Source organism: Kurthia sibirica (genome assembly GCF_003143975.1).
Classification (GTDB): Bacteria; Bacillota; Bacilli; order Bacillales_A; family Planococcaceae; genus Kurthia; species Kurthia sibirica.
The window spans coordinates 1-12,569 of record NZ_QFVR01000016.1 but is presented as its reverse complement, the minus strand read 5'-3'; the positions used below and the strand labels follow the sequence as shown (position 1 = coordinate 12,569).

General features: G+C 37.2%; 8 protein-coding genes and 1 other annotated feature. Of the genes, 5 read left to right on the top strand and 3 right to left on the bottom strand.

Features of this window, described 5'->3' with window-relative positions; genetic code table 11:
* Nucleotides 1–34: 34 nt before the first annotated feature.
* Together DEX24_RS11545 and DEX24_RS11540 are read left to right on the top strand one after the other, a co-directional pair.
* The gene (locus DEX24_RS11545; RefSeq protein WP_170112923.1) at nucleotides 35–709 is read left to right on the top strand and encodes a MerR family transcriptional regulator; all 675 of its coding nucleotides are present in this window, start codon (nucleotides 35–37) and stop codon (nucleotides 707–709) included.
* A gap of 77 nt (nucleotides 710–786) precedes the next feature.
* The gene (locus tag DEX24_RS11540; protein WP_109306584.1) at nucleotides 787–5,301 is read left to right on the top strand and encodes a DUF4132 domain-containing protein; all 4,515 of its coding nucleotides are present in this window, start codon (nucleotides 787–789) and stop codon (nucleotides 5,299–5,301) included.
* 139 nt (nucleotides 5,302–5,440) lie between these two features.
* On the opposite strand, the gene mnmM is transcribed toward DEX24_RS11540, so the two are convergent.
* Nucleotides 5,441–6,007, bottom strand: coding sequence for a tRNA 5-(aminomethyl)-2-thiouridylate-methyltransferase MnmM (gene mnmM, locus DEX24_RS11535; RefSeq protein ID WP_109306583.1), 567 nt, complete (start codon nucleotides 6,005–6,007; stop codon nucleotides 5,441–5,443).
* The gene (mnmL, locus tag DEX24_RS11530) at nucleotides 6,007–6,966 is read right to left on the bottom strand and encodes a tRNA modification radical SAM protein MnmL/YtqA (protein WP_109306582.1); all 960 of its coding nucleotides are present in this window, start codon (nucleotides 6,964–6,966) and stop codon (nucleotides 6,007–6,009) included. Before mnmL ends, mnmM begins: the two co-directional genes overlap by 1 nt.
* Before the next feature lie 207 nt (nucleotides 6,967–7,173).
* On the opposite strand from mnmL, the gene DEX24_RS11525 reads away from it, so the two are divergent.
* The gene (locus tag DEX24_RS11525; RefSeq protein WP_109306634.1) at nucleotides 7,174–8,349 is read left to right on the top strand and encodes an MDR family MFS transporter; all 1,176 of its coding nucleotides are present in this window, start codon (nucleotides 7,174–7,176) and stop codon (nucleotides 8,347–8,349) included.
* Between the two features lie 123 nt (nucleotides 8,350–8,472).
* Nucleotides 8,473–8,687 (top strand) — a binding site (T-box leader).
* A gap of 76 nt (nucleotides 8,688–8,763) precedes the next feature.
* Nucleotides 8,764–11,178, top strand: coding sequence for a leucine--tRNA ligase (leuS, locus tag DEX24_RS11520; RefSeq protein ID WP_109306581.1), 2,415 nt, complete (start codon nucleotides 8,764–8,766; stop codon nucleotides 11,176–11,178).
* Nucleotides 11,179–11,405: 227 nt separating this feature from the next.
* Here the strand turns inward: leuS and DEX24_RS11515 are convergent, their stop codons facing one another.
* Nucleotides 11,406–11,774 (bottom strand): DUF1722 domain-containing protein, encoded by a 369-nt coding sequence (locus DEX24_RS11515; protein ID WP_109306580.1) that lies wholly within the window; start codon nucleotides 11,772–11,774, stop codon nucleotides 11,406–11,408.
* 73 nt (nucleotides 11,775–11,847) lie between these two features.
* Here DEX24_RS11515 and DEX24_RS11510 point away from each other — a divergent pair, with 73 nt between their 5' ends.
* Nucleotides 11,848–12,408: an NADPH-dependent FMN reductase gene (locus tag DEX24_RS11510; protein WP_109306579.1), complete on the top strand. Its 561-nt coding sequence runs from the start codon at nucleotides 11,848–11,850 to the stop codon at nucleotides 12,406–12,408.
* Nucleotides 12,409–12,569: the final 161 nt, after the last annotated feature.

Genomic DNA, 12,569 nt, shown 5'->3' with positions numbered 1-12,569 from the left:
TTGGCAACTAGTCAAAGAGAAAGAGGGGTATCTCATGAAAACAACATTTGGACCTGCCGAATTGGCAGAAGCAGTAGGCATTTCGAAATCAACAATTAAACATTATATTACGATTCTTGAAAAGAACGGCTATGAGATACAAAGAGATCATCGTAATTATCGCGAATTTAACGAAGAAGATATTGCGTATTTTCATGCATACAAGCAATTACATAATGAGCAAGGGCTGACATTAAAAGAGGCGGCAACGGTCATTACAAATCCGGAATTTGATATATCAGAAGTTGAAATTATTCCTGCAAGTAAGCAGCAGGTTGTACCGGCAAATAATAAGTATGAGCTTGATCGTTATAGCGATTTGTCGAATGCTATGGAATTATTAGCAGAGCATGTAAAGGGCATCGAGTCTCAAAATGCCCAGTTATTACATTTGATTCAAGCACAGCAACAACAAAATGATCTATTAATGGAACAAAATAATACATTGAAAAATGAATTTTCTGAGATGAAGTTACAAATTGCAGCACCAGTTGGAACCGAAAGTACAATTTCAAAAAAACAACTTGATCGTGTAGAATCACAAAATAGTGTTATTATGTCTGCCATTAATCGTCTCAATGTCGAGCAGCATAAAGCAGAAGTTGCTGTGCAGGAAGCGCAGCAAAAAGAGCAGCCTAAAGGTCTTTTGAAAAAAATTTTCGGGAAATAAATTAGAAGCATTCATGAATTTTATCATGAATGCTTTATTTGTATAAATATAGGGATTTTGCATAAAGGAGTAATTTAATGTTATCAAAAGAAGTAGTTAAACGAATAAAATTACAACAAAATGAGTGGTCAATCACACAAAAAAAGGTGATCGCTAAAATTAGACAAGCAGAACAAAATAAAAAAAATGAGTACTGGGAGGGTGAGGTTGAAGAATTTGAAAAAATAATCATGATGACAGGATCTAAAACAATAAAAGATTTATTTGACCATATATTATTTGAAATCATGGATGTAATCGTTGGGCGACAAGAAGCACTTCAAATCCAACAGATTGCGTTAGCATTGGAAAGTAAAAGTGACAATCAAGTTGAAGAAAATATACATAAAATATCATCACTCGTATTTGGTGCGGAGCAAAATGTTCATGTAAATATGGATGATGTCCTCACGAGCGTATTGGAGGGGGAATACTACTGTGGTGAAATACATAATACGGACTGCTTTGAAATTAGCTGGTTGCAAGATCGTTCTGAAAAAATAATGATGACGAATGCCTTTTTTTCACTGAAATTACAGTATGAATTATCTCATAATAATGAACGCTACAGTACGCAATTACGAGCATTTATATATGAAAGAAATGATGAATTATGCGATAAAGAATTACTTATTCAGGCAATTATGCAAAGCAGACATCCACAGTTATTAGAGGTATTTGGAAAATGTTTAATTGTAGGGCAGCATCAAGAAGGATTACGCGAAAAAATAGTAAAATTTGTTGCTGAAGCTCAGGCAGAAACAAAGCTTTACTTTATGACGATTGTAGAAGAACAAAAACTCATGCGCTATGCATTTATGCGTAATGCTATAAGGCAGTGGTTGCATATTGAAACAGAGGAACAGCAGGTTTTTAACGAAGTGATGAGATTGTATAAAAATAGCAGTCAGTTACCACTGGCTTTATCGAGTGACAATCCACTAACAATACATGCAGCACTTTTGGTAGCAGTATGGACGGATCCTACATATACATATAATCATTTAGCAAAAGGAAGTGTCGCACAGCAATTGACCCTGAGCTATTATTTATACAAAAAGAAAACCCTTGAAAAATCGGATGATCACCTGTTATTTCATTTGATTTTATCGACGAATCAGTTAGATATTTTGACATTTGCTATCGTTAAATTAGCAGAAAATAAATTGTACAACGATCAATTATATGATGAGAATAGCGAAATAAGTTACGAATTTAGGAAGTATAGCCATTACCCACAGTCATTATTTGAACGAATAGATGCCATTTTGATGCTTTTTACAAAAAAACATCAAGTTGAAATAGCACCATTTGAAGAAGTAGTACTGACGGTTGAACCACTCTATTCTATCCAAATTATGCTAGCGATTGTTGCAAATAATGAGCAATGGAAAAATTATTTATATACGAAAAAGACAAAAATGACAATGGATAATCGCTTTGATCTTTTGCATATGAGTATGGGAAATAAAGTTACAGCTAGTGACCGCCTGTTTGTGTTGTCTTTATTGCGTGATCGCTCAGAAATGATTCGCATGAATGCTATAAATTATGTGGAACAGTGGACATTGAATTCAGTTGAAGTTACGGCTGTCCAACAGCTGTTTACTGCTAAAAATAAAGAAATTCGTTATACCGCAGTAAAATTACTCGCTTCTTTACCAGCGCAAACAATTGAAGCCGTGCTTGAGCATTTATTAACGAGTAAAAAACAATTACTACGTGATGGTGGGGAGATGCTCTTTGAAGTGATTCAAGCGAAAGAAGGAATTCCACAGGAACAAATTATGTATTTTAAACAATTAATGACAGGTAGTGTAAAAATCCCTCCTATAAAGTATGAAGCGGAAAATGGCTTTGGCTTATTCACACCGAATTACCCGCTTACGTACACTATTGCACGACCGAATTTGTTGAGGGGCAATCTGCAACAATTATTGAATGTAGATGACAATAAAGTACGGTACGCTTTAAAACAATTGACTCGAACGATACAGCAGAATTTGGAAAAAGAGTTTGATTTTAATGACGGGCATCAAACGATGAAAATGATGTTATTCGATTTTGAATGGGCATGTAGTGACTCAAGTACACTCCCTTTTCATGCGATGTGGTTACAGTGGGCACAAGAAAATAATGTAACATATGAAGAACTTTCCATGATGGAATGTTGTCTGACACTAATCAATGAAACGGGATATAATAGTGCATCAAAAACAGTTAGTTCGGAGTTGCTACCAATCATGCAGCAATTTTTTGACTTTGAAAAACTGGATACAATTATACGTTATTTAGTGAATAGCGAAATGCAAAATACAATTATGCTTATTGTGAAGACATTGAAAAAAGAGCGCGTAGTGATGGATGAAAATCGCCTATTTACGCTTTATTATAATGCGTACAATGAATTGCTTCAGGATATAGATGATGTCCAATGGCGTTGGCTTGCTACAAGAAAAAAAGGGCAACAAAATGATCACTTATTTAAACATCATTTGATCGAATCTATCTTCATGCAATGTAAAAGCTATACAAAGTCGGAAGAACAATTCAAAAAATTGATGGCACTTCATTTTGAAAGAGAGAGCAGAATATCAGGTAGTCGTGTTATTAAGTATATGGACTTACAAGATTTGGATAGGGCAATAACAGCGGGGTATTTACCACAGGATGCACTATATGAACAATTAGTAGACCAAGATAGTAACGTAATAGAAGAACTCTTCAATCGTGAGCTTACAGAAGAGACTAATTGGTTAGTGGGTGCAAAGGATAGCATACTAACTCGCCTTTTTGACATAGAATTGGCGCGTGGTGAATCATGTACAGTGGCTTCGAAATTATTATTGACTAAACTTAATAACTATCAAAATACAAAACTTTTTGCAAAAGCAGTACAGGCAATCGGCAAAGAAAAACGTTTAAAAAACACGCATTCGTTTGAAAATAATTATTCAAGGATGACCATACTTTGTCATCTACTAGAAAGTAGCCGGCCTGAAGCTGATTTGACTATAGAACAGTTTACTAGCATTATAGCGCCCTATAATTTTACAGAGGAACAATTACTGAATTGTATGTTTTATGAAAATGCTTGGGTACCTTATATTAGTGCCTATTTAGGATGGTCAGGTTTGGATAGCGCAGCGTGGCTGTGGATTGCTTACTCAAGCGAACAGTTAGATGAGTATGAATATAGCTCGATTGCCAGTTACACAACCGTAACTAAGCAACAATTGTCTGAGGGAGTTTTAGATTGTGCTTGGTTTGAAAAATGCCTAGCTCAAGTCGATGCTAGGCAATGGGCATTAATTCAAACATGTGCAAATAATAGTAAAGAGAATATTTTTTATCATCGTATTAAGTTGTACGCTAAAATAAAAATTGAAAAAATAACGAGCGCAGATTTGAAAGAAGAAATTAGAGCAAAGAGAAATAAAGAAAAAGTGCAAGCGCTCGGTCTAGTGTCATTAAATGAGGCCACTAAATTAGAAGATGCTCTAGTTATCTATGAATTTTTACAAGACTTTTTACAGCAAAGTCAGCAATACGGGGCTCAAAGACGCAAAAGTGAAAAGAAAGCAGTCGATATAGCAGTAGCGAATTTAGCGCAAAATTACGGTGAAGAAATGAGTCGCTTTATGTGGAAAATGGAAATGCTGCATGTAACGCAACTGGCGACGTATGGTCAACCGACCGCATTAGGTGAGTATCTAGTAGCTTTGACCATTGATGAGGATGGCCTAGTAGATATTCGGGTAGAAAAAGCATTAAAATACGTAAAGAAAATCCCCTCATCCCTAAATAATGAGCCTTATCTAGTCGAATTAAAGCGTGTAAAAAAACGACTAAATGAACAATTAATACGTTGTCGTAAACTATTTGAAGAGGCGATGGTCAATCGTACACGCTTTCAATTTGAGGAGCTACGATTAGCACTGACACATCCGATTTTCGCGCCAATTATAAAGAAATTAGTTTTTTGTACAATGACTAATCGTCAAGGGGTCTTATGTCAAAAAGGGGTGCAACAAATCGATGGAAGGATTGATTCGCTTGCATACAGTGATGAGTTGATCGTTTGTCACCCTTATGAAATACATCAGCAAGGGAATTTGCCAAGTTGGCAAGAAAAACTTACTAGTAACCATGTAAAACAACCTTTCCAACAAGTATTTAGAGCGTTGTATTTTGTCGAAGAGAAGAAGCAATTAGTAGATGAATGTTCGCGTTTTGCTAAGCAACAAATCCAGCCGATCAAAGCAAAATTTCTATTGGAAAGCAGAGGGTGGATGGTGAATCAAGAGGATGAAATGACAAAGTTTTTTGCGGGTGAGGAAGTGAATGCCATTCTAGAAACGATAGATTCGTGGCATATGATGGAATCCGGGGATATTATGACGCTTGTAAATATCAGATTTTGTCTAAGTACTTCTCCTAATCAGTTGATGTTAAACGCTGTTCCGCCCATTATTTATTCTGAAACGATACGGGACCTTACCGCGATGCTTGATGTTTCAGTTATTGAGAATTTGAATTTAGCAACAGAATGATTTTACTAGAAATAGACAATGCGTTTTATCAGCCTTTATATCAAATCTCATGCTAGGATGATTTAGTTAATGTAGAGGCGTGAAAATCTAAACGAAAAGCCACTTCCAAAAAGGGAAGTGGCTTTTCGTTTAAATACTATTATGCTTTTATACGCTCGATGGCAATAATAAAAGGAGCCGCATTTTTTTGGTTGATGAACTCATAGCGCAGTACATTGATTTTTTTCTGTGGTAAAGCGGCGACAAATGTTAGAAGTGCATCGCGCTCTTCTAGTCCGCCATCATGTCCATAGTAAATAATCATCACGATGACACCACCAATGACAAGTTGCGATAAAATAGAGTCGAGTGCTGTTAGTGTCGTATTTGGTTTTGTAACGATGGTATGGTCTGCACCAGGTAAATAACCTAGATTGAATATTGCTGCCTTAATAGGGGTAGTTACATATGTAGCTACTTCCTCATGACCAGCTAAAATTACGGCACAACGAGATGTTAAGTCTGCTTGTGACAAACGATCATTTGTAGCATTTATCGCCTGTTGCTGAATGTCAAAAGCGTACACTTTGCCAGAATTTCCAACTAAATTAGCCAAGAAAACCGTATCATAGCCATTACCTGCAGTGGCATCAACAACACAATCACCTTCTGATATAACATCTTCCAATAAAGTATGTGCATAGTCTAGTACGCGTTCAAGCTTCATTATACAGTCACTTCCGCTTTTTTATAATGTTTTCCTTGCCAGCTATCACGTTTTTGTAATTCGCCGTCTATGCCATTTAATACTTCCCATTTATTGACGGACCACATAGGACCGACCATTAAATCAATAGGGCCGTCTCCGGTAATGCGTTGGACGACCATTTCAGGTGGAATAATTTCCAGCTGATCTGCCACTAAAGTTGTATAGGCATCTTGTTCCATTAACGCTAGTTGTCCTTTTTCGTATTGTTTAACAAGTGGCGTTCCTTTTAGCAAATGCAGTAAATGTATTTTAATACCTTGAACATCCAGTTTTGCTACCTCACGAGCTGTTTCCATCATCATATCGTAGTCTTCCAATGGGAGACCATTAATAATATGTGTACAAATACGAATATTATGTTTACGTAATTTATTGACACCTTCGACATAAAGTTTATAGTCATGTGCGCGATTAATAAGGCGTGCTGTTTTATCGTGAACCGTTTGTAAACCAAGTTCTACCCATAAATAAGTACGTTCGTTTAGTTCGGCTAAATATTCGACTACATCATCAGGTAAACAGTCGGGGCGTGTAGCTATACTAATACCAATAACACCTTCACAAGCTAAAGCTGCTTCGAATTTTTCTTTTAACACTGGAAGCGGTGCATGTGTATTTGTATATGCTTGGAAATAGGCAATTGTTTTACCGCCCTTCCACTTATGTTCCATTTTTTCTTTAATCGCAGCAAATTGAACGGGGATTGGATCAACGCGGTCGCCGGCAAAATCACCAGAACCTGCAGCAGAACAAAAAGTACAGCCACCAAACGCTACAGTGCCATCCCGGTTAGGGCAATCAAAGCCAGCATCTAATGCCACTTTAAAAACCTTTGAACCAAATTCATTACGTAAATAACGATTCCATGTATAATAACGTTTTCCATCGGATGGGAATGGAAATTGATTTTCTGTCATGTAAATTCATCTCCTCAATAGTCCATTTTAACATGAAATGATGAAAATAACGAAATGGTTTTTCTTAGAAATAGTAGGATGATATTCAAGTGAAAAAACTTTTTCGGATTTCGGAATATTTAGCTTGAAACATTATGAAATATCAACTAAGATTATGGAAGGTTTTTGATGTGAAGGAGGTCATGGAATATGCCTGAAATAAAGAAAATACCGAACACAGTCTGGCTATTAATAATAGGGATGCTCGTCAATACGACAGGTAACTCATTTTTATGGCCTCTTAATACAATTTATTTGAATGAACATCTCGGACAATCACTGTCCATCGCTGGACTGGTATTAATGGCCAATGCAGCAGCAGGTGTAGTCGGGAATTTACTAGGCGGCTATTTATTTGATAAAATTGGTGGATTTAAAGCGATTATGATTGGTATAGTTATTACCATTATCGGTTTAATACTGCTTACAATATGGCATGGTTGGCCACATTATGTTTATTTTTTAACTTTAATCGGTTTTAGTGGAGGTATTGTTTTCCCATCGATGTATGCCATGGTTGGCATCGCTTGGCCTGAGGGAGGGCGTCGGGGCTTTAATGCCATCTATTTAGCACAAAATCTCGGTGTAGCCGTTGGACCAATCTTAGCAGGGCTGATCGCTACAATTAGTTTTGATTTGATCTTTGGTGCTAACCTGATTATGTATATAATTTTCTTTTATATCGCCTTATCCTACAAAAAGATTAAAGCGAGCGATACGTATGTATCAACAACGATGCTCAGCGAAGGTGGACCACTAAAAGAACGCACTCAGTTATTTGCATTATTGATTATTGGTGTCGGTTTTATGTTGGCTTGGCTCGTTTATACACAATGGACGACAACGATTTCAAGCTATACACAACAACTGGGTATTCCATTAACGCAATATAGCTTACTTTGGACAGTTAATGGTTTGATTATTGTCTTTGGTCAGCCGATTATTGCTCCAATTGTACGATTTTTGGAAGGTAAATATAAATCACAAATGATGATAGGGTTAGGTTTTTTTGTTGCATCATTTATTGTTGTATCTTTTGCAGGTACCTTTAAAATGTTCCTAATGGCCATGATTATTATTTCATTTGGTGAAATGTTTATTTTCCCAGTTGTACCAGCAATCGCTAGCATGCTTGCACCGAAAGGTCGAGATGGTTACTTCCAAGGTATTATTAATAGCTTTGCTACATTTGGACGTATGCTTGGACCTGTTGTCGGTGGCGTATTAGCGGACACATATGGCATGCAAATTATGTTTATTCTTTTAGTATTTGTTCTGTTATTGGCGGTTCTGCCATTCCTTCTTTATGATTTACCATTAAAGAAAAAAGAGAAAATCAACTAGTTAGCACAGTGAAAAGAATAAATTATTTCCTAGGAAATAATTGCCTTGGATGAAAAATCAGACAATTAAACAATTGTACTTGTTATTTTAGGTCGTATCAGATAAAATTAAATTAATATACTATATAGGACTGTGATCGGGAGTAGTAGATTAAGGATGCTTTTCATAGAGAGCTAGCACATGGTGGAAGCTAGTATTTGCATAAATCGAACTTGCCTTGTGAGTCTGCATAGGTGGCATGTAACGAACCTAAGCCGTAAATCTGCGTTAAAGATTCAAGTTGAGTGTTTACACTAATTTGGGTGGTACCGCGGGAATCTATATGTCTCGTCCCTTCGTACAAGGGACGGGACTTTTTTTATTCCCATTTTTAGGTTTCAGGATTGTTCGACCGTATTAAAAGGAGGAAATAAAATGAGCTTTAATCACCAAAAGATTGAGAAAAAATGGCAAGGTTTCTGGGATAAAAATGAAACTTTTGAAACAGTAAATGATAATTCAAAACCAAAATTTTATGCATTGGATATGTTCCCATACCCATCTGGTTCTGGTTTACATGTTGGTCACCCAGAAGGTTATACAGCGACAGATATTCTCTCTCGCTTTAAACGTATGCAAGGTTACAATGTGTTACATCCGATGGGTTGGGATGCATTCGGTCTGCCTGCTGAACAGTATGCGCTTGACACAGGAAATGATCCTGCAGAGTTCACATTAACAAACATTGCGACATTCAAACGACAAATTCAAGAGCTTGGGTTTAGTTATGATTGGAAACGTGAGATTAATACGACGGATCCTGAATACTATAAATGGACACAATGGATTTTCGTACAATTATTCAATAAGGGACTAGCTTATATTGATGAAGCAGCTGTAAACTGGTGTCCAGCATTGGGTACGGTCTTATCAAATGAAGAAGTAATCGATGGTTTATCAGAGCGTGGGGGGCACCCAGTTGTTCGCCGTCCGATGAAACAGTGGATGCTAAGAATCACAGATTATGCAGATCGTTTAGTAGATGATTTGGATGATGTGGATTGGCCAGAAAATATTAAAGATATGCAACGACATTGGATCGGTCGTTCTGAAGGTGCAGAAGTTGATTTTGCTATTAAAGGAACAGACAAAGATTTCCGCGTATTCACAACACGTCCAGATACATTATTTGGTGCAACTTACACTGTTTTAGCTCCTGAACATAAACTTGTAAAAGAAATTACAACACCGGAGCAAAAAGCAGCAGTTGAAGCATATCTTGAGAAGGTGTCATTAAAATCTGATCTTGAGCGTACAGATCTTGCTAAAGAAAAATCAGGGGTCTTCACTGGCGCATACGCAGTAAACCCAATCAACGGTAAAGAAGTACCTATCTGGATTGCAGATTATGTCCTATCAACATATGGTACAGGTGCAATTATGGCTGTTCCAGCTCATGATGAACGTGATTATGAATTCGCGCAACAATTCAATTTACCAATCATCCCCGTTCTTGAAGGCGGCGATATCGATAAAGAGGCATTCACAGGTGATGGTCTTCATATTAACTCTGATTTCCTAGATGGTTTAGGTAAAGAAGAAGGAATTGAAAAAGCAATTGCTTGGTTGGAGGAAAATAAAGCTGGTGAGAAGAAAATCTCATTCCGTCTACGTGACTGGTTATTCTCACGTCAACGTTATTGGGGTGAGCCAATTCCAGTAATTCACTGGGAAGATGGTACAATTACGACTGTCCCAGAAGAAGAACTACCATTAGTACTGCCTAAAACGAAGGACATCCACCCATCAGGTACGGGGGAATCACCACTTGCTAATATAGAAGAATGGGTAAATGTTGTCGATCCGAAGACAGGTATGAAAGGGCGTCGTGAAACAAATACAATGCCACAATGGGCAGGTTCATCATGGTATTTCCTACGTTTCATTGACCCAACAAATACAGAATGTATTGCAGACCCAGAGCTATTAAAACGTTGGTTGCCAGTTGATATTTATATTGGCGGACAAGAGCATGCCGTACTCCATTTACTATACGCACGTTTCTGGCATAAAGTTCTTTACGATCTGGGGGTAGTCCCTACAAAAGAACCTTTCCAAAAATTATTCAACCAAGGAATGATTTTAGGTGAAGGTAATGAAAAAATGTCTAAATCTAAAGGGAATGTTGTCAACCCAGATGATATTATCGAATCACATGGTGCAGATACATTACGTCTATATGAAATGTTCATGGGCCCGCTAGAAGCTTCCATTCCATGGTCTGAAAATGGCTTAGATGGGGCACGTCGCTTCCTTGATCGTATTTGGCGTCTATTCGTAACGGAAGATGGTAAAAAATCATCGAAAATTGCTGATTCAACAGATACGACGTTAGAAAAAGTATATAATCAAACCGTACAAAAAGTGACGGATAACAATGAAACAATCCGTTTCAACACATCGATTTCACAAATGATGGTCTTCATTAATGAATGTTATAAAGCGGATGTTGTCCCAACAGAATATGCAATTGGTTTTGTGAAAATGCTATCACCAATCGTACCGCATATCGCTGAAGAACTATGGTCGATTCTTGGAAATGATGATACGATTACGTATGCAGCATGGCCAACTTTTGATGCCTCTAAATTAGTAGATGATGAAATTGAAATCGTCGTACAAATTAATGGGAAAGTTCGTGCTAAACTCATTGTAGCTAAAGATGCAACGCGCGAAGAACTAGAAGCAATTGCACTTGCTAATGATCAAGTAAAAGAACAAATCGAAGGTAAAGAAATCAAGAAATTGATTGCTGTACCAGGTAAACTTGTAAATATCGTAGCAAAATAATTGTATAAAATGAAGTAGCTAGTATGAAGGAAACCTTCATACTAGCTACTTTTTTATTGGTTTTATCATATTTTGAGGGGACTTTACATAGTATAATACTAGGTCTGCTCAGCACATGCTACGTTCGACATGAGCAAGTAGCATGTTTAATCAGCTAATTGAAATTGCTTTCTTTGCCAACTTATTTGTCTCGTAAATAATCCCGTCATGTAGAATAGGTGTTTCGTCTATAAATAGGGAAGTAAGAGTGTGCTGTTTTTTAAATATGGAACTTCATAGTGTACAGCTAGTTTTGCTAAAAAAGACCATAATTCATCTGCATTTTGAAAGTGGTTACGTAATTGTTGGGCATGCTCTTTTTCTTTTGGTGTAGCATATTTTTTAAAATAACCCCATATATGGTCGAATGTATTGATCGCGGAACCCCTAGACGGCTGCTGTTTAAGGGCGTTATCTAGTAGTTGTTGAAGCTGTTGCAATGTACCATCTGGCTGCGCCATAAAATGTCGGATTGTATTATAACTGTTCTGATGAACATACATGACCCGATATTTTTCACTAGCCCAAAGTTGCTGCATATCTCGTTGTTGTGTCACGAATAGAACCTCCAAAATGTTAGATTTTACTGAAATAGGGAAAATGAGCGTAGTAAGAAAGGTGGTTTTATTTATGAAAATTGCAGTAGTATGTGGAAGTTTTCGACAAGGTTCCTATAATATGATGTTTTCTACTAATCTCGTAGAACGCTATAGTATGCGCTACGACATGAATATTTTACCTATTTCAACGCTCCCTCATTTTAGTCAAGATATCGAAGACAATCCGCCTGATGAAGTAGCTATTTTTAAATCACAAATTGCCCAATCAGACGCAGTGTTATGGGTCACGCCAGAATATAATGGGTCGATCCCAGGTGTGTTGAAAAATGCCATCGATTGGTTGTCGCGTGTGGATCTTGTCATGCATGATAAGCCATCGATCATTATGGGCTGCTCGACTGGATTTTTAGGATCGGTGAAAGCACAGCTGCATTTACGTGAAATTTTGTTTACAAATGGTTTGAAATCACCTGTTCTTGGTGGAAATGAAGTCTTAATTGGTAGTATTCACAAAAAATTTGATGATGAAGGAAACTTCACTGACAATGATACACTATCATTCATCGATACGGTAATGGATCATTTTGATGATTGGGTAAAAAAACATAAAAATTGTAAAGACATCGATTAATGAGGGCACTGAAAAAGTCCACTTATGCACAGAAAAGCGAGGACAGGAACGAAATTCGTTCCTGTCCTCGCTTTTCCTCGTAGCCGTTGATTCCGTTCCGGCGGACGCTTTTCGCGGGCACGGCTCCAGCCTTCTCCCTCGCTTCGCTCAGTCCGGGTGCT

Coding starts and splice junctions, on each gene's coding strand:
- mnmM (WP_109306583.1), bottom strand. CDS start 6,007: ATGAAGCTTGAACGCGTACTAGACTATGCACATACTTTATTGGAAGAT.
- mnmL (WP_109306582.1), bottom strand. CDS start 6,966: ATGACAGAAAATCAATTTCCATTCCCATCCGATGGAAAACGTTATTAT.
- leuS (WP_109306581.1), top strand. CDS start 8,764: ATGAGCTTTAATCACCAAAAGATTGAGAAAAAATGGCAAGGTTTCTGG.
- DEX24_RS11510 (WP_109306579.1), top strand. CDS start 11,848: ATGAAAATTGCAGTAGTATGTGGAAGTTTTCGACAAGGTTCCTATAAT.
- DEX24_RS11545 (WP_170112923.1), top strand. CDS start 35: ATGAAAACAACATTTGGACCTGCCGAATTGGCAGAAGCAGTAGGCATT.
- DEX24_RS11540 (WP_109306584.1), top strand. CDS start 787: ATGTTATCAAAAGAAGTAGTTAAACGAATAAAATTACAACAAAATGAG.